The following is an 18,847-nucleotide window of genomic DNA, read 5'->3' on the forward strand; positions in this document are numbered from 1 at the left end:
TTCAAGAGCTTAAGCAGTAGTCATAATTACAAAATCAAACACACTTTGTTTGGTATCTCTATCAGAAGTGGGAGACTGTTGAAGCTGCTTTTTACTTATAATCCGGTAAAGTAGTGGCCATCGCATAAAGCTGATCAACGTAAAAATACAGAATATCAGAAGCTACTTTTATACACAGAAAGTGAAAGCTAAAGCTTAGGCTTTGTAAGCTCTTCTGCTATGTTTTGTATGCTTTCCGAAAGCGAATTCAGCCAGTGAAGCTGGGTACTGATCAGGCCAGCTTCCTGCAATTGATCATGTTTTTCCAAGGTTTTAGTAGCAGTATTATCTGAAAAAACCATTTCATCTTTCCTGATCAGTTCATCAAACTGATGCTCCAGATAAGATTTGGCTTCTTCCAGGTTAAATTGAAGCGAATCTTCTTTGGGCTTGTCAGTATTCAGGCTAGCCTGCGCACGCTCAAGATGGTCGTCAGTACTATCAATAAATGCCTGTACATACTGGGATTTTTCAGTGGTAACATGATTCTGAATAAAAGTGCCCATAGCCGCTGCTGCCGTAAGAAAGGTATGATTAAGCACCACCATATCGTAAATTTTAGCATGATTCAACCTTTTGGACTTTGGCTCCTGGCTCATCCGCTGAAAGGCAGCGCTCAGGTTACCGATGGCCAGAAAAGCTTCTTTGCGAGCCAGCTTATAGGATGTAGGTACATCTCCTTTCTTTTGGTAAAATGTACTTATTTCCTGAAAGTACTGGCGGTTGGCTTTGATGCTGTCTGCAATCACAGTATGAATATTCATAAACTCCCAGCTCGGCCAGAAGAACAGGCTTGCCAGAAAGGATAAACCAGCTCCAAGAGCCGTGTCTACCACCCGGTATTGAATCACGTTAAGTGCATCTGGCTTGATGAGTGCATAGAGGAAAACCACAATCAATGTGATGAAAATAGCTGAACCTCCATAGTTTTTTTGTACCAGTGAGAAAGCAAAAACCAGGGAAACCGCTGCCAGCACGCCATAAACGTAGGTATTCTGAGTAAGCAAAACTATAGCCAGCGCAATAGCTCCCCCGATCAAAGTACCGTAGACACGTTTGATAGAGCGGCTCTTGGTCAGTCCATAGCTGGGCCTCATGATCACGATAATGGTCAACATGATCCAGTAGGGCATTTGAATGGGCAGGACTGTGCCCAGTGTATAGCCAAAAAGCACGGTAAAAGTTAGTCGTATTGCATGTCGGAAGATAGTGGACCGGGCATTAAGGTTTTGCCGAATCACACTCAGGTCATAATCCTGATGGGTGATAAATTTTTCTACATCCTTGCTTCTGCGCATCAGTTGCTCTTGGTCTACCAGGTCCTGTAACACTCTCTCAATACTCTCTACTTTCTGCTGCTGCTTTTGCTCGTAATCCAGTAAGTTTCTCAGGATTACAGCCCCCTCGGTGGCTTGGGAAGCAGGATTTTCTTTAAGATATGTCGTAATCATTTCCTCCGCACGCTCATAAAGCTCATCCATATCAGACTCGGTAAACTTACGTTTGCTTCCCGATATAATCCCGGCTATTACATCAAGCCGCTGCGATATGACATTAATAATCTCCACAAAAGGCTTCAGCGTTCTCTGCTGCCCCTGAAAGTGCTTGTTGATGATCTGATAGTTTGCAGGATTGGAGATAGCCAGCTCCAAAATATCAATCAGCTCAATCAGGATGAGGATATATTTATTGGCAGAGTACGAGGCTCCGGATCTTACTCTATCCTCCACAAAGAGCTCCCTCAGCTTTTCATGCTTTTCATTAATGTCAGTCTGTAGCACAAATAGCTCATCCTGAAGCTCAGTATTCTGCGCTGACGCTTCTAACAGTTTGCCTCTCGTTTTTAAATACTTAGCGGTAAGTGACATGCACTCAGCCAGAATCAGTTGATTATGTCTTCGGTGTACCAATGCATGGGCCAGCAAAGTCACGCCCAGATACCACATGCCTCCTGACAAGATTAGTCCGGCATGGATTAAAAGCGCTGTACCCGATGTAGGGCGGGCATAGGCCAGTATGATCGCTAACAAACCTGAAAAGCTCACCAGAGAAGCTCTGAACCCATACACAGCTATCATAGAGTTAGCGAAAACCATGAAGCCCAGTACCGGCAGTACCGTCCATGTCCAGCCAAATGAAAGATGGATAATGAGGGTGGTTAAAGTAGCGATAATACTGCTTACCAAAATACCTAAAGCCATATGTCGCATGCTCCCGGGTACATCGCTGGGCGAACACATAAAAACACCCATCACCACGCTCACCGCCAGCCCTATCTCATCCAGAATATTGAAAACACCTAATGGGACAAGGATGGCAAAAAGAAGGGTAACACTTTTAAAAAAATCAATGCTTTTGACAAAGCCCTGAACTGCTTTAACCATATCTGCTCATGATACTATAGCCGCTAACTTCTTTTATGATACTTATGAGGGAGAATTTGGTTGTTGAAAATATCAACGATAAAACCTGGCGTGAATTTAAGATAAGAAAAAGATGGAGCAGTTGGTGCTTTGATTTACTTCACAACTATTTGCGCCAAAAAAATATTCACCGACCTAAGGCCGAGGAATAGTATGATTCAGATATTTTTAAGGATCATGCTTTTTCTGCATAGGCTGAAGCTTCATCCAACTGCTCCATATCTGCTTCGCTTAACTCAAGTTGGCTGGCTTCTATGAAAGCCTGCAGATGCTTGCTTTTGGTAGCACTGGCGATAGGCGCAGTAACGATAGGCTTATTGACCAGCCATGCCAAAGCCACTCCTGCCTGGCTTACGTTATGCCTGGCAGCTACATCATCCAGCGCTTCAAGAATATTTTCTCCTCTTTCGTCCAGATATTTTTCGGCAAACATGGCCCGGGCTTTTCCTTCAAAGTCTTCTTTACTTCTATACTTACCCGACAGGAACCCACTGGCTAGTGAAAAATAAGAGATCACGCCCAAACCTTCTTCTTTGCAGATAGACGCTACACCTTCTTCAAATCCCTGACGGGCATAGAGGTTGTACTCTGGCTGAAAAACTTCGTAGCGAGGCAATCCATGCTGTTCACTGGCTTTCAGCGATGCGGTTAACCTTTCGGGCGTAAGGTTGGAAGCTCCGATGTATTTAACCTTACCCATTTCAATGAGCTTCTGATAAGCTCCTAATGTTTCCTCTACCGGAGTTCGGTTATCATCCCAGTGCGTAAGATAGAGATCAATCTGTTCTACCTGCAATCTTTTGAGAGAAGCATTAGCGGCTTTCAGGATATATTCTTCCGTCAGGTCTTTATGGCCCTGTCCCATGTCTGCTCCTACTTTGGTAATGATATTGACCTGATCGCGATTACCACGATCTTTCATCCACTTACCAATGATGGTTTCAGATTCTCCTCCCTGATTACCTTCAGCCCAGCGAGAATATACATCGGCAGTATCAATGGTGTTAAAGCCTAATGCCAGTACCTCATCCAGCATTTCAAAAGACTCTTTTTCGTTGAGTGTCCAGCCGAACACATTTCCCCCAAATACGATGGGTGCAGTATATAAATCGGTATTCCCTAATCTTCTCTTTTTCATAATATTTTCAGTTTACAGGTACTAAATTCATTTTCTTTTTTCTGATCAGAATAATGGCCAGGGCTATGAACACACCAGCCCCTGCCAGGGTAGCGCCCACCAGATCAGCGGAAGTAAAACCATAGCCCAGCGCAATGGGTAGACCTGCCAGATAAGCTCCAGAAGCATTACCCATGTTAAAAGCACTCTGGTTCATAGACGAGCCCAGCATTTCTGAGCCTTTCGCTGTTTTGATCATCGTGATCTGTATAGGGGCAGAAATACAAAACGCTACTACTCCTATGATAAATGTCATGACCAGCACGGCAATGCGATCCCCCGCCAAAAATGTATTGGCTATCAGTACGCTTGCCATCAGCATGAGCGCAAAGACTACCGCATGAATAGGCGAAAACTTTTCGGCCATTTTGGCTCCCAAAAGGTTACCAATAGCCATGCCTACGCCCGCCAGTATCATCGCATAACTTACCATTCGCTCCGGATGACCGGCGACTTCGGTAATGAGGGGTGCGATGTAGCTATACCAGGCAAAAAATCCTCCCGTACCTATGGTAGTCAGCAGGATTACCATCCATAACTCCAGACGCTTGAGTACCTTCAGGTCGTTACGAAAGCCTCCTGAGGAAGATTGCGGCAGCTCCGGCATCCAAAATTTAATGCCCAGCATCGCCATAATTCCTACTACACCTACCATCAGAAAAGCCACACTCCAGCTAAACTCATGTCCAAAGTAAGTGCCTAATGGCACGCCTATCACATTGGCAATCGTTAAGCCGGTAAACATGATGGCAATAGCCTGTGCTTCCTTGCCAGGCTTGGAAAGCTTTCCTGCCACCACAGCCCCAATGCCAAAAAATGCGCCATGCGGTAAGCCTGACAGAAATCTAAAAACTAAGAGGGACTCATAATTGTTGGCAAAAGCGGATAATGTGTTGAAAATGGTGAACCATACCATGAGGTAAAACAACATCCTGTGTGCGGGCCACTTACTCCCCAAACCTGTCAATAATGGTGCGCCTACCACCACTCCTAGCGCATAGGCAGAGATAAAATGTCCAGACTGAGGGATGGTGATTTCCAGTGCTTTTGCCACATCCGGGAGAATTCCCATAATTACGAATTCGGTCATACCAATACCAAACCCGCCAATAGCCAGGGCTATTAGTGCTTTGTTCATCTTTTTACTCTTTTTGTTGGTTTATATTACTCTTATTCTTCTAAGCCTCTGTTGGGCTATTCTATATTCTATTGGCAAAGCTAAAAAATAGCGTTGACAACTCCTCCATCTACTCTCAAAGCTGCGCCATTTGTTGCCGAAGAAAGTGGACTTGCCACATAGGCCACCATACTAGCTACTTCCTCAATATCAGCAAAGCGCTGAATCAACGAAGTAGGTCTTCTTTCTTCAAAAAATGCTTTCTTCACCTCCTCCAGACTTTTGCCTGATGCTTCAGCTTCTTCTTTCAGCCCTGCTACATTGGCACGGCTCAGCGTAGGACCGGGAAGTACCGCATTGACAGTAACGTTACTTCCTTTGGATAAACGGGCAAGTCCTCTGGAAACTGAAAGCTGAGCGGTTTTGGTCATGCCATAGTGTATCATCTCTGTAGGGATGTTCAGGGCAGATTCGCTGGAAATAAAAATGATTCTCCCCTCATTTTTTTCTAGCATACGTGGAAAATAGTGACGCGCGAGACGGACACCACTCATCACATTTACCTCAAATACTTCAAACCACTCTTCGTCAGAGATTTCTTCAAAATCTACCTGATTGAAGATGCCCACGTTATTGATCAGAATATCCAGATCGGGAAGTTGAGCGATAAGATTTTTGACTTCATCAGCTTTGGAGAAATCCGCCGCGATACCACTTGCTTTTTCGTTTCCGGTATCTTTGCGGATAGACGACACGATTTCATCCACATCTTCCTGTTTTCTGCCATTGATGATTACTTCCGCACCTTCGGCAGCCAGCAGTTTAGCGATGGCAAAGCCAATACTCGCGGTAGAGCCGGTAACCAGCGCTTTTTTATCTATGAGTTGTAAGTCCATAAGTGTCAGTTTTGTGCTTTAAAAATTGAATAAGCATTGTAGTCAGCAAAAAGATAGAGCAGAGACAGGTACAGCCCGTAGAACATCTGAGTAGCCACTGACGACCAACTCTCCTGCAAGCTGGAACCAAAAATTAAAATGCAGATGAGCATAACACCTGCAAAAGTAAATTTACGCATGGCAAAACCCAGCAACAAGCCTATGCCCAGCAGCAGTTCTACCCAGGGCAGCACATAAGCAAAGGCTAATACAAAACCATAGGGAAGCCAGGTTTCGGTAAAAGACTCCGCCATCCCTTCAGCAAAAGTGGTGAGCTTAGGAATGCGTACCAGTCCGTGTCCGAAAAAACTGAAACCGATGGGTAAACGAGCCAGGGCATAGGCTATATTTTCTTGCTGCATAATGATTAATTCTTTGTTCATTAAACTCCAGTAAGCTCCAACAGTTCTTGTAAATATCTAAGGTAATTATGTAAATATGTATCATGAAGCGCTACAAGCAGTTTGACAGCTTACAGGTCCACGATTTTGAAGTAGACAAATGGTCCCACCCTTTGCACAATCATAACCATTTTGAGTTGATCTTTATCGTCAGCGGAAAAGGCACTCATCACCTGAATGGTGTAGAGTCTACTTATGCACCAGGGCACCTTTTTCTTTTGGGACCAGAAGACGCGCATAAGTTTAAAGTAGTTGATCGTACCCGTTTTATCTATTTCAAATTTACCAAGTCGTACCTTCATCATCACCATGACTTACCTGTGCCTGAGCTATGGAATCGCGATCTTGACCAGCTATTGTATAGCCCTGAAAGAAAAAAGGGTAATTTATTAAGCTCAGCCTCGGATCAGACACTCATAAAGAGTCTGCTGCTGATCATTGTAGAGGAGTACCATCAGAAAAATGTCTTGAACCAGAAGATTATTTTCCAGCTTTTTTCGGTAGTGATGCTCATTATCAAGCGTAACAGCCAGGCTTATACGTTGCAAAAACCTGCTCAGCCTGCCACCGGCATAGCTGAAGAGATTATGGGCTATGTTGAAATGAACATCTATGATCCCAAAAAGCTCACCCTGAAAAACCTGGCAGATCATTTTCATTACTCCCCCAATTACATAGGCATGCTTTTCAAAGAGAAAGTAGGCACCACCCTTCGTGACTATGTCAGCCATTACCGTTACAAACTCATTGAGCAACGACTAAAATACAGCCAGACCGGCATGAAGCAGATTGCTTCAGAGTTTGGCTTTGTAGACGAAAGCCATCTCCACAAATTTATCAAAAGCAAAGCCGGCAAAAGCATGAGCGAGCTAAGGGAGTAGGTAGCTATTCCAATACCAAATTTCTGTCTTTTGGATATTTCACACTATACCTTAATACTTTGCTCTCTGAAGATTTTGCAGGGAGTGACAAATCCCATTGTACAATGCCTGTTTCTTCCTTAAGTTTCCCTCCGCTAAGTTCTTCGGCTTCTACTTCAATATCGCTTACTCTGGAAACTGGAATTTGATCATACACGATAAGTTGGATATCCTGAGCTTTGCTATTTTTGGCTTCCAGGCGCCAGCCCCGGCTCTCTTCCTGTCTGGAACCTATAAAACGCTTTTTGGTATAATCATGCACTTTGATTCGCTCTACGCCTACATTCCTGTCTCTGCCAAGCGAAACATCCAGCGTGTCTTTGACAAAGCGTACATCCAGCAGGGACTTGCCTACATAGGTATGCTCAAAAAAGAGGCTTACTTCTCCTTCCAGCAAATTGTATTGTTCCCAATCCGTAATGCGAGCTATGAGAAAAGCATCTTTGTCTAATTTAGGTACGCACTGGTACTCATATTCGGCAGGTATTTCCAGTTTTGCCAGGTCTACCGTGTAGCTCTTTCCATCTGATTTTACAGTGTACGGAATATCTAAGCTAAATTCTACGCTGGTCTGATTTTCTATTTGAGTAGTAGGGACAGGCTCGGCTTCAGCTGTGGATTTACCTCGGATTTGAACGCCAGCAACTCTTCCCTGAAGTTGTTCAGAAACATCATATCCCGTAACCACGACTTCATTCAAATGCTGCACATCAGGTTCCAGCATGAAATTCATGCTTTCATTGGCAATGGGTACTTCCTGCGTCTTGTAACCAATGTAGCTAATGGATAAAGTAGTAGCTCCCTGAGGAATGGAAATACTATACTCTCCATTGACATCCGTGACCGTTCCCACCGATGTACCCTTAATCAAAATATTCACTCCCGGGAGGGCTTCTCCCGTTTCCATATCACTAACCGTACCACTTACCTGCCTTATACCGGGATTCACACGAGTGTAGAGCATCTGTAAATTCTGAGGATATGATGTATTGAAATCCAGATACCAGGGTGTCAGTTCCGGTATATCTCCGCTTGCGGTGGGATTGGCATTGGAGAAAGCAAGCTTTACATCTTTCCAGTCCTCTCCGGTATTTTGCTGCACACGGGCTTTGTACATCAGCTCTACCGGACTCTGCACATCTTTAGCTCTCAGGTCATAGACAGGAAACCAGCTTGCATTCGCCACCATATAGGAACAAACCAAATTTACTGTCTGGGCACTTTCACTGTCTACTGTAATGACAATTTCTCCCCGGGCGGATTGATTATCATTCCATTGTGCAAGTTGCCTTTTTAGCTTATCAAGTTTTTCCTGAAGCTCCTGTATGTGGTTTTTAATAGCCAGTTTCTCCAACCTGATCGCTTTCATCCGCTGCTGGTAATAATCGCTTACCTCTTTCAGATTACTCAGCGAAAGTCCATTTTCTGTCCCCGCGATCTCATTATTCTTTTTCAAAAACTCCAGTTCTTCATCCAATACCCCCTGCATAGCCGTTTCCACATTGATGCTATCCTCTACTGCATCCACACTATCCTGAAGCGCACTTTTTGCTTCTTCTCCCAGATAATCCAGCCGATGATTAACAGAGAGCACCAGCAGATCACTCGTAGTTTTGACCTGTATGCTTTGCGGATTGATATAAGGAGAAAGCGCCTGAAGCACAATAGTAGATTTTCCTGCGGCAATCCTTGTCTGAGCACTCCGGTGTATCTGTGCTCCCTGTAAGAATACTTTTACCGAATCTAAGTCGGAGTCTGTCTTCTTTTCGTTAAGCTCCTGGGCAACGCTTTCTCCAAAAATACTCAGTACGATAATTCCTAATATTAGAAGCTTTTTCATGATTTTATTAAAGTATTTCTTTACAATATTATAAAATGATCATTGAAAACAAATTCCCTATGCTCCATGTCTTTTAATTTTTATTCTGAAATTTGTAATCTTTAATTTCACCCCATGAACACAAGCACATTTTTTCCGGCGGAGTGGTATCCACAGAGTGCCGTGCAACTTACCTGGCCCCATGAAGCTACCGACTGGCAGGCTTCTCTGAGCGAAGTGACACGCTGTTACGTAGAAATTGCCCGGGCCATAGCCGAGCGCCAGCCATTGCTGATTATCTGTCATGATATAGATGCAGTAAAAGCAGAATTGCATAATTGTAAGCAGGAAAATATTTACCTGCACAGCCTGCCGACCAATGATACCTGGGCCAGAGATCATGGGGCGATTACTTTGATAGAAGATGGCAAGCCTGTGATACTGGATTTTCGCTTCAACGGCTGGGGCCTAAAGTTTGCTGCCAACCATGATAATCTGCTTACCCGGCGGATGTATACCAATGGGCTGTTTACAGCAGAAGTCCATTATCGCAATTGTCAGCATATGGTGCTGGAAGGTGGCGCTTTGGAGTCAGATGGTGAAGGGACGCTGCTCACGACGGTAGACTGCCTGATGGCACCTAACCGCAACGATCACCTCAACAAAGAGGAAATTGAAGCTGAACTCAAAAAAATATTCCACCTCAAACGGGTACTGTGGCTGCACTACGGATACCTGGAAGGAGATGATACCGACAGCCATGTGGATACGCTGGCCCGCTTCTGCGATCCGCAGACCATTGTCTATGTACAGTGCCAGGAGCAGGATGATCCGCACTTTGAAGCGTTGCAAAAAATGGAGCAGGAACTGCTGAAATTCAACACGCTGGAAGGTGAGCCTTATCGCCTCATTCCTCTGCCTATGGCAGATATTGCTCTGGATGAAGAGGGGCATCGGCTGCCAGCTACTTATGCTAATTTTTTGATTATCAATGGAGCCGTATTGTTACCTTTTTATGCCAATGCAGTCAAGAATCAGCAGGCAAAAGAGGCGTTGGAAAAAGCTTTTCCTCAACATGAAATTATTGGTATCAACTGCGAACCATTAATTCAGCAACACGGTTCTTTGCATTGCATTAGCATGCAGTATCCGGCAGGAATGATTGCTAATGAGTAAAAGTCTAATACCTAACATCCAATGACCAAAACCATTAAAGTAGGCCTTGTACAACAGTCCAATCAGGCGGAGGTAGAAGCCAACGTCAACAAATTAATTCATAATATTGAAGCCTGCGCTACCCAGGGAGCACAACTGGTGGTCTTGCAGGAATTACATAACAGTCTGTACTTTTGCCAGACAGAAGAGACGGATGTCTTTGAACTGGCTGAGCCAATTCCCGGTCCTTCTACTGAGCGTTTTGGAGAAGTAGCGCGTCGACTGGGCATCGTGCTGGTAACTTCTCTCTTTGAAAAAAGAGCTCCTGGCATTTATCATAACACTGCTGTAGTGTTTGAGAAGGATGGCTCCATTGCGGGCAAGTACCGCAAGATGCACATTCCTGATGATCCGGCTTATTACGAAAAGTTTTACTTTACGCCCGGTGACCTAGGCTTTCAGCCGATCAACACTTCTGTTGGTAAACTAGGTGTACTGGTCTGCTGGGATCAGTGGTATCCGGAAGCTGCCCGCCTCATGGCGATGGCCGGAGCAGATATGTTGATCTACCCTACTGCCATCGGTTGGGAATCTACTGATCCTGATGATGAAAAGCAGCGACAGAAGGATGCCTGGGTGATCTCCCAGCGCGGACATGCCGTAGCCAATGGCCTGCCGGTGATCTCTGTCAACCGTATCGGGCATGAGGCTGATCCATCAGGACATACCAATGGTATCCAATTCTGGGGCAATAGCTTTGTAGCCGGCCCACAAGGCGAGTTTCTGATACAGGCAGGTAATCAAGTTGAAGAAAATCTGGTGGTAGAGGTAGATATGCGCCGCTCGGAAGATGTTCGCCGTATCTGGCCCTTCTTCCGCGACCGCCGGATAGATGCCTTCTCCGGCCTTACCCAAAGATTTCTGGATTAATCCAGATCAAAATATCTACGAAGAATACATCCGGACTTATAAGGTCCGGATTTTTTTTACTCCAAAAAAATTCTTCTCTATTCAGGTTACACCTTTCCTCGCATGTCTACTAAACAGTAAACGCTAAGCGCTTAGGTTTTCACTAGACTATCAACCTTAAACTTTTTAGTGATGACACGCGAGACTAACTTTTACAAAAGCTTTACGACTAAACTGATAGCGATTGGTATTATCGCCTTACTCTCCTGTTGGGGCAGGCATGAGGAAATACCATCAGTACAGAAAACCACTGGTGAGGGCTATGCCTATGTTACTCATCCCAAAAAACATGTACAGCAGATTACACCCCAACTGTCAGACCAAAACCATAAATAAAGAACTCCTATGCTCAAGATCTTTTTTTTCATGTATGTTGTCCTTACCATCATGATCAATCTGAGTTTTGATCATTCCTCTCCCGTAACAGCTCCTGTTACCTTTACAGAAGCCGATCATCAGAAAGAAGTTGAGATCGTAAATACGAGGATATTTTCTATCCAATTACCTACCCATATAGGAAACGGTTACCAGTGGACTATAAATGAAGAAGAGTTTCCTGCAATAAAGATACTTGGCCATAGCATGGTAGATGAGAAACCTCTGCCCGGGGGCAGACAGCTTCAGATTTTTAAAATGCAGGCGTCTGCTCAGGGTAGCCATACTGTCAAGTTTGAGTTCAAACGTCCCTGGGAAAATGAGGCAATCCGTCATTATGAACTCAAACTGCAGGTCATTGAATAGTCCCTCATCTCCTAATCTATTGTAAATCTCCCAGATCATATTCGCTTAGCCACCTTTTTTCCAGACTGATTTCCCATTCATCCAGCTTTTTTCTATTTTTTACGATATGCTCAAGGACTTACGTGTTTTTGTCAAGTCCAGAAAGCAGAAGACAATGCTACGCAACAACCTAAATAATTTGAATATGCGAATACCTTTCCGGTTTTTTTCCACACTTATCACCTTTTTATTATTCAATACTTTTATTCAACCCTCTGATGCCAAAAACTTTAGTGACCATCCTTCCAACTGGCAGAAGCTAAAGTCAGTAGAAGATTTCTGGGAAGCCTATCCTGACAGAATGCGCACCCTCATTGAAGCGCTGGATCTTAGTTATCCGGGAATGCAAGAGGTGGAAAAAGCATTGCAGGCGGGTGATACGGTGGTAGCAGGAGAAGCAATCGTAAATTATTACCGAAATGCTGACTCAGGCTCCTGGCTGAGAAATGGTTCTGTTGATATGGCTGCTACTGAGGTAAACAAAGAAGCTATCCAGCTTATCCATGATACGGTCAGCTTCAGTGGAGTAACAGCAGCAGTGCGACTGAAAGAAAGCGGCGGCTGGGACTGGGACTATCGTGGTCCAGAACAAGATGATGAGTTTGGCTATTCACTCAATGGACAGAAATACCTTCCCATACTGCTGGAAGCCTGGCAAAAAAGCGGAGAAGCAGAGTATGCTGAAAAGTACGATCAGTTATTAAAAGACTGGGTGGTTCACCATCCACTCCCTCCCAAAGGAGATTCTATCTACTTGGTGCTTAACTCTGGAGACGAATTGGACTGGAGAGATATAGGAGAGGTGCAGTGGCGTGACCTGGAAGCTGGACAAAGGTTAGGTGCTTCCTGGCCGCAGACCTTTTACGGTTTTCAGCAGGCGGAAGCGTTCACACCGGCAGTACGTCTGCTCATGCTGGCCAGTATACCTGAGCAGACTTATTACCTCAGAAATTATCATAAGCAGGGTCACAACTGGACTACCATGGAAATGAATGGCCTCGCCCTGGCTGGATTAGCTTTTCCTGAGTTCAAAGATGCTGATGCCTGGGCAGCATATGCATTGGAAGTCATGCAAAAAGAAATTAACCGCCAGGTTTATCCTGATGGTGTACAAACTGAGTTGTCTACCAAAACTCAATGGGTAGCTCTGAGTAGATTTGAATCCGTTGCCCAGAATTTCAATCATGCGGGACGTGAAGTACCTGAGAGCTACCTCCGCAGGATTGAGGAGATGTACAATTATATGGCTTATGCCATGCGTCCCGATGGGCATCAACCGCTCAACAATGACTCAGATCGCGAAGACTTGCGGCCCCGGGTACTTACGGCAGCTCAGACTTACGACCGTCCTGACTGGCAGTGGATCGCAACCAATGGGGCGGAAGGTGTACAACCTGAGGGTTTGGCTACCACAGTGTTTCCCTGGGCAGGCATCAACGTGATGCGCAATAGCTGGGATGGTGATGCCCACTGGGCTTTCTTCGATGTCGGTCCTTTCGGTACAGGGCATCAGCACAGTGATAAGCTGCATATATCCATAGCTGCATATGGCAGAGACCTCTTGGTGGATGGCGGCCGCTTTACGCATAAAGATTACTTCAGTTTTGACCCCAGCATGTGGAGAGGGTACTTCCGTAGTACATTCTCTCATAACACTATCCTGGTAGATGGTAAAGCACAAAACGGAGGGCCAACAATGGTAGAAAATCCGCTTAAAGAAGGCACAGACTACGTAATTACGCCTGAGTTTGACTATGCACGAGGTACTTTCTCTTCGGGCTACTATGGTGTGGAAGGTGAGGTGGCACATAGCCGTGCAGTGCTCTATGTGAAAGGCAAATACTGGGTAGTGGTAGACCATATTGATACGGATGGTCCCCATCAGTTGGAAGCTCTCTGGCACTATGCCCCCCATTGTACAGTCAGCATAGAGGGCAAAGAAGTGGTGAGTACAGATGAAGGAGAGGGTAATTTACGCATTGTACCGATTGGAGTTCCTGAGTGGAAGGTAGAAATGGTTCAGGGAAAGGAAGAACCCTACAAGCAAGGCTGGTACAGCGCTGACTATGGCAAGAAAGTACCCAACCCTACAATGGTATATACTGCCAATATTGATGAATCTTCTACCTTTGCCTGGGTTCTTATTCCCGCTAAAGGTAAAGTACCAAAAGTATAAGCAGAAATCATCAACATCACAGAAGAAGGTGTACAGGTACAAATAACAGAAGAGGGGACGAATCCCCTTACTGTAAATGTACCTTTAAGCGATGGTACGCCCGGAATAGAATAATCCTAGATATTATTTATGAATGACTACCTTCCGGTTTCCGGACTTTTGCCAATGGAAATCATATTGGTAAGCAGGCGATATGCTCCCGGTACACCGGCAGGTAGTTCTCTGAAAAAGGATAAACCGGAGTAGATATAGTAACCTTTTCCATATTTGGCTACCAGTAGCGAACCCTGCTTGGGATCTTCTCCTGGATCATTCATAGAGAGTACCGCTTCAAACTTATCTTCGTCCCATTCATCAGGGAAGTACAAGCCTCGCTCCTGCACCCAGTTTTCAAAGTCCTGTTTGGTAATTTTATTAGGCGTATTCAGCAGCGGATGATCTTCCTGCAAGAAACGTACTTCAGCCTTTTCATCGGCTACCCGATCACGGGAGATATTGAGTTTGTAAGGTGAGAAATCCTGCGTCAGCAGCATATGCCCGGTATTGTATTGGGTAATCAGTGTACCTCCGTTTTCTACATACTGCAGCAGTTTATTGTTCTGATACCTTAACCAGCCAACAGTATTGTAAGCTCGTATACCGATCATAATCGCATCATAATTACTTAGCTGGTTTACATCCATATCCTCACTTCCCAGAATGGATACGCTGTAGCCAATTTCTTCCAATGCCTTAGGCACTTCATCTCCGGCACCCATGATGTAGCCTATGGTTTCACCTTCTTTGCGGATGTCCAGTTTTACCAATTGTGCTGAGGCGGTTGGAAAAAGCGTTTGAGTAGGGATATGTTCGTAAGCAATGGTAAGCATACTCTGGTCGTACGTTTTTCCATTTTGCTCAGCCACAGCTTTTACTTCTCCTACACTCTGTCCTTGCGGAGGAAGCACGCTGAATATAAACTCTTCTTCCTGCCCTTTCAAGCCGATACTATAATCAAAAGAAGAAGGAGCAGATGCCCAGCCATCAGGAAGGTCCAGTGATACTTTTCCTTCAATTCCTGATTTACCTGCCTTTACAGTTACATTGATTGTTTTGGCTTCCTGCTCGGCAAACACATGCACATCACCTTCTATTTCCACATAGACGGGTGGTGTAATGACAAAGGGGCGATAGGTTTCACCCGAACGGGCGTCATTTCTTTTGTATACCACCGGTACTTTTATATCCAGTGGCTTACCTGCAACCGTGAGTTCAAAGATAGCCTCTACCGCCGGAGGGGTATCGTCCAGGCCAATCAACTGCTGATCGTCTACCGTAAAGCTGAATCCGTCATGAGGCTTGCGTAGCCAGTAAGGACCGGAATATGGCAGATTATCAGGAATCAGCACATCTGTCTTGTATTCCAGCGACTTATTATTCTCAAGTGCTGTATTGACTGTGGTGTCTTTGTTGATGCTGGTAAAAGATACTTCTTTTAACTGTACTGATATATCCGAACGATTGATGGCTTCTACATTGAATACTACTGAATCTCCGGGTGTGGTGGAGTACTCAGCTATACCTGAACGTGAATTAGAACGAAAACGTCGGCTCAGCGCATTGGTACCGCTGCGTACTTCCAGATACAGGCCCAGGCAGGCTTTGATGACCCGGTCCAGTTCTTTTCTTTTCACCTCTTTCCAGTAGCCATCTTCCAGTTGGTTTAGTGCTTCAGAAGCTTCCATCAGTTTGGGTACTGCCGCCGCAGGGTTTTCAGGACGAAAAGCCGTATAAGCCTGGGCCAATAGCTGACCAACCTTCTCTCCCCCTTCTACTCTGGACCAGCTGGTATTGATCCCATCAAAAAGCTCATCATTTGCCATCTCACCTTTTACATGCCTGAAGTACTCAACGTCTGCCCCTCTGGAGCCGGTAGCCCCAAAGCCCTGACTCTGATGCTTACTGCGGCTTTCAGCAGCTATTTCAGTTACGGACTTGCCTAGTAGAGGATTGTATACGCCCAGGTCTATGCTCAGGATAGAATCGTTGCCTACACTTTTTTTCTCAATATCTTCGGTCATCCAGCTGCTTTCATTGAATACCAGACGTGTTGGTTGCCAGACATCCACATACTCAAGCTGCTCAGGAAAAGCCTCCGGATCAGCAGCCAGGTCAAAAGCCTCTTCCGCCAATATACCGGAAGTAGTATGGTGACCGTGCCCTGCTCTCTCATCGGGAGGAAAGCGGGTAATCATTACATCCGGCTGAAATTTGCGTATCACCCAAACTACATCAGAAAGGATTTTGTCTTTATCCCACAGTTCCAGTGTTTCCTCAGCAGTTTTGGAGTAACCAAAGTCAATAGCTCTGCTGAAGAATTGTTTGCTACCATCCACACTACGCGCCTGAATCAGCTCCTGCGTACGCAATACGCCTAGCTTCTCTCTGATCTCCGGACCGATGAGGTTTTGCCCTCCATCACCACGGGTAAGCGCGAGATAGCCGGTGTTCATGAGTTTGGTTTGAGAGAGGTAACCGATCACCACCTGGTTCTCATCATCGGGATGAGCGGCTACATAGAGGGCGGTGCCGAGAGTATTCAACTTTTTCAACGCCAACTGAATCTCAGCTGCCGAGAGTTTTTCAGGAGCCTGGGCAATGGCCGCAAAATGATATGTCAGGAAAAATAGTAAAGTCAGGAGACTAGCACGATACTTTGTACTCATACAAAATGATTTTTTAGCTAATTCGGGAGATTAACAAATTTAAGAATTAATCTCAGAAGAGAAATTCTACTTATACGTTTGCCTGAAGTTTCTTTTTTTTGGATAATTGCAGCGCAATAAGCACACAAACAGAGTATTAATCTTTAGCTTTCTTACGATTATGATAGATTTTGTGTTAGTAAAATCTACATTCAGAGCAGATTATCGGCCAAGCGCTTCATCCAATCTACAAGCTTACCTACCTCTGCTGAAAGATGCAATACAAAGGGAACTTCTCAATGCTTATCTTCCTTAATCATCAGTATTCTTTTATCATTAATATTTCTAATACGCTTAAAATCACAGCGATATTATGACTGTTTTTGTAAATGAACAGCCTCTTCGTTTATTCAGAGGGGCGAATGTAGGCGATGCGATCATGAAATACTCAGAGTCCATTTTCCGAGACATCTTATCCAAAAGAAAAATGGTGACCAATGCCCATGGTAAGGCCTTGCCACTACAGGAGGATGTGCATGATGGCGATCACTTCATGGTGACCGGGTCGCGGTGACCGGGTCAAACATACAGTTAAGCATTACAAATTTATTTTCAGAGTATCATGATGGGTAAAAAGACAGAGTGGCTGATTCGTATCTCAGGAAGTGCTCTCTTGCTTTTTGCCCTATTTAAGTTATACTCCCGACCGCTTACCCACAGTTACCACGACGCCTTTCTCTTTTTTCACCTTCAGCTGGTCTTATGGTTTATGCTATTACTGATTCTGGTATTGGTGGTCAGTAGTTTTTCTGCTACACGCTTCAGGTTGCTGGCCGGTATACTGTCTTTGCTCTTACTGGCCCCTTACCCTTTTGTGCATAAGGCTTTTACAGCGCGGGCAGAACAGTATTTTTTCCAGCAGCGCTATATTTATTTTGAGCAACTCACCCAACAAACACTAGATAAAGCTACCTCATTCAACGAAGAAAGACTGTATAATCAATTGGCAGCCATAGACGTGAGAAATTATGAAAAAGGAGAAAATTACATTGCTTACTGGATAGACCGCATGCCGGAGCAAAGGGATGGGTTTATTTTTCTTCTTGATGGAAAAATGCCCGAACGTCTTTTTGGATACCCGGTCAAACATACCAAAGCCCTTACTCAAAACTGGTTTAGTTTTTCTTCTCAGTAAGCCCGGACGCATACTCGCAGCGATTTTGTTTTCTAATCAGTAGCAAAATCTTTAATTTACCCCCACTTATGAGTCAAACATTGTATGAGCACTGCTCAGATCCAGATGAATAAGCTTATAGCTTATCGTTTTTGATTGTTATTTCAGTCAACAGTCTGAATTTCAATGTTTGCTCGGCAGTACAAAATTATCTTTTCAAATTCATTTGAACTAAGCATGACAAAAACAAGCTATTTAGCATTCACTTTGGCAGCCAGTATGTTTGCCTGCCAGCAGCCTTCCAACGACAACACCTCAGAAAATGAAAGCAGCAGTACAGAAGCAGTGAGCACTACTGCCGAAGAAGCTGAGTTTCAACCGATCTTTAATGGTGAGAACCTTGATGGATGGAAAATTCATGGTACTGAAAAGTGGTATGTAGAAGACGGACAAATCATTTGTGAAAGCGGCCCGGATGCAGCTTACGGTTACCTGGCAACTGACAAATCTTACAAAGACTTTATCCTGGAGTTGGAGTTTAAACAGGAAGCTGATGGTAATAGTGGGGTATTCTTTCGCTCTTCTCTGGATGGGACTAAAATAAGTGGCTGGCAAGTTGAAGTAGCCCCTCCCGGTAACGATACCGGAGGCATTTATGAGTCGTATGGCCGGGGTTGGCTGGAGCAGATTCCTGAAGAGAAAGAGGATATATTGAAGATGGGCGAATGGAATAAGATGCGCATTGAAGTAATTGGCGGCAAAGTGAGTACTTATCTGAACGGTGAGGAAATGGTAGTGCTGGAAGATGAAAAAATTGGCGAAGCTAATGGTTCTATCGCACTACAAATCCATGATGGAGGCGGAATCAAGGTAAGGTGGAGAGATTTACAGGTGAAAGAAATGTAGAGGCTCACTCCTGAAGACCCAATTTTTCTTCGGGAAAATAACTACCAAATTCCAAATTCAACCTTTATTTCAAAAATAAAGGAAAATAAAATACTATAATTTAAATTATTTCAGAATATTATTCTTAACACTTAGTTCAAAATTCATTTTGAGTAGTATTCTGATTCTTTTT

16 protein-coding genes are annotated in these 18,847 nt (G+C 44.5%); 9 read left to right on the forward strand and 7 right to left on the reverse strand.

What is annotated here, in order from left to right:
- Window positions 1-188: 188 nt before the first annotated feature.
- The 5 genes from WJR50_RS07890 to WJR50_RS07910 all read right to left on the reverse strand — a co-directional run bounded on the left by WJR50_RS07890 (window position 189) and on the right by WJR50_RS07910 (window position 6,074).
- Window positions 189-2,423 carry an FUSC family protein gene (locus WJR50_RS07890; RefSeq protein ID WP_341292705.1) on the reverse strand — a complete coding sequence of 745 codons (2,235 nt, stop codon included), beginning with the start codon at window positions 2,421-2,423 and terminating at the stop codon, window positions 189-191.
- Between the two features lie 214 nt (window positions 2,424-2,637).
- Window positions 2,638-3,600, reverse strand: a complete 963-nt coding sequence (locus tag WJR50_RS07895) for an aldo/keto reductase (protein WP_341292706.1) — start codon at window positions 3,598-3,600, stop codon at window positions 2,638-2,640.
- A gap of 7 nt (window positions 3,601-3,607) precedes the next feature.
- Complete coding sequence (locus WJR50_RS07900; RefSeq protein ID WP_341292707.1) at window positions 3,608-4,777, reverse strand: MFS transporter; 1,170 nt, start codon at window positions 4,775-4,777, stop codon at window positions 3,608-3,610.
- A gap of 80 nt (window positions 4,778-4,857) precedes the next feature.
- Window positions 4,858-5,652, reverse strand: a complete 795-nt coding sequence (locus WJR50_RS07905; protein ID WP_341292708.1) for an SDR family NAD(P)-dependent oxidoreductase — start codon at window positions 5,650-5,652, stop codon at window positions 4,858-4,860.
- A 5-nt stretch (window positions 5,653-5,657) separates the two neighbouring features.
- Window positions 5,658-6,074 carry a DoxX family membrane protein gene (locus tag WJR50_RS07910; protein ID WP_341292709.1) on the reverse strand — a complete coding sequence of 139 codons (417 nt, stop codon included), beginning with the start codon at window positions 6,072-6,074 and terminating at the stop codon, window positions 5,658-5,660.
- A gap of 62 nt (window positions 6,075-6,136) precedes the next feature.
- Here WJR50_RS07910 and WJR50_RS07915 point away from each other — a divergent pair, with 62 nt between their 5' ends.
- The gene (locus WJR50_RS07915; protein ID WP_341292710.1) at window positions 6,137-6,973 is read left to right on the forward strand and encodes an AraC family transcriptional regulator; all 837 of its coding nucleotides are present in this window, start codon (window positions 6,137-6,139) and stop codon (window positions 6,971-6,973) included.
- Window positions 6,974-6,977: 4 nt separating this feature from the next.
- Here the strand turns inward: WJR50_RS07915 and WJR50_RS07920 are convergent, their stop codons facing one another.
- A complete protein-coding gene (locus WJR50_RS07920; RefSeq protein ID WP_341292711.1) occupies window positions 6,978-8,852 on the reverse strand; it encodes a DUF4139 domain-containing protein in 1,875 nt (624 codons plus the stop codon).
- A gap of 114 nt (window positions 8,853-8,966) precedes the next feature.
- Between WJR50_RS07920 and WJR50_RS07925 the strand changes: the two genes are divergently transcribed.
- The 5 genes from WJR50_RS07925 (at window position 8,967) to WJR50_RS07945 (ending at window position 13,911) form a co-directional block, all read left to right on the forward strand.
- On the forward strand, window positions 8,967-10,007 hold the full coding sequence (locus WJR50_RS07925; protein WP_341292712.1) for an agmatine deiminase family protein: 1,041 nt from the start codon (window positions 8,967-8,969) through the stop codon (window positions 10,005-10,007).
- A gap of 21 nt (window positions 10,008-10,028) precedes the next feature.
- Complete coding sequence (locus tag WJR50_RS07930; protein ID WP_341292713.1) at window positions 10,029-10,916, forward strand: carbon-nitrogen hydrolase; 888 nt, start codon at window positions 10,029-10,031, stop codon at window positions 10,914-10,916.
- A 171-nt stretch (window positions 10,917-11,087) separates the two neighbouring features.
- Window positions 11,088-11,291, forward strand: a complete 204-nt coding sequence (locus tag WJR50_RS07935) for a hypothetical protein (protein WP_341292714.1) — start codon at window positions 11,088-11,090, stop codon at window positions 11,289-11,291.
- A 9-nt stretch (window positions 11,292-11,300) separates the two neighbouring features.
- Complete coding sequence (locus WJR50_RS07940; protein ID WP_341292715.1) at window positions 11,301-11,696, forward strand: protease inhibitor I42 family protein; 396 nt, start codon at window positions 11,301-11,303, stop codon at window positions 11,694-11,696.
- Window positions 11,697-11,880: 184 nt separating this feature from the next.
- Entirely contained in the window at window positions 11,881-13,911 is a 2,031-nt protein-coding gene (locus tag WJR50_RS07945) for an alginate lyase family protein (protein ID WP_341292716.1), read from the forward strand.
- Window positions 13,912-14,048: 137 nt separating this feature from the next.
- On the opposite strand, the gene WJR50_RS07950 is transcribed toward WJR50_RS07945, so the two are convergent.
- Entirely contained in the window at window positions 14,049-16,616 is a 2,568-nt protein-coding gene (locus WJR50_RS07950) for a PIG-L deacetylase family protein (protein WP_341292717.1), read from the reverse strand.
- A gap of 352 nt (window positions 16,617-16,968) precedes the next feature.
- On the opposite strand from WJR50_RS07950, the gene WJR50_RS07955 reads away from it, so the two are divergent.
- From WJR50_RS07955 to WJR50_RS07965, 3 genes are all read left to right on the forward strand, one after another.
- On the forward strand, window positions 16,969-17,169 hold the full coding sequence (locus WJR50_RS07955; RefSeq protein ID WP_341292718.1) for a hypothetical protein: 201 nt from the start codon (window positions 16,969-16,971) through the stop codon (window positions 17,167-17,169).
- A 48-nt stretch (window positions 17,170-17,217) separates the two neighbouring features.
- On the forward strand, window positions 17,218-17,790 hold the full coding sequence (locus WJR50_RS07960) for a hypothetical protein (protein WP_341292719.1): 573 nt from the start codon (window positions 17,218-17,220) through the stop codon (window positions 17,788-17,790).
- Between the two features lie 216 nt (window positions 17,791-18,006).
- Entirely contained in the window at window positions 18,007-18,675 is a 669-nt protein-coding gene (locus WJR50_RS07965) for a 3-keto-disaccharide hydrolase (RefSeq protein WP_341292720.1), read from the forward strand.
- Window positions 18,676-18,847: the final 172 nt, after the last annotated feature.

This window comes from Catalinimonas locisalis, assembly GCF_038039535.1.
GTDB lineage: Bacteria > Bacteroidota > Bacteroidia > Cytophagales > Cyclobacteriaceae > Catalinimonas.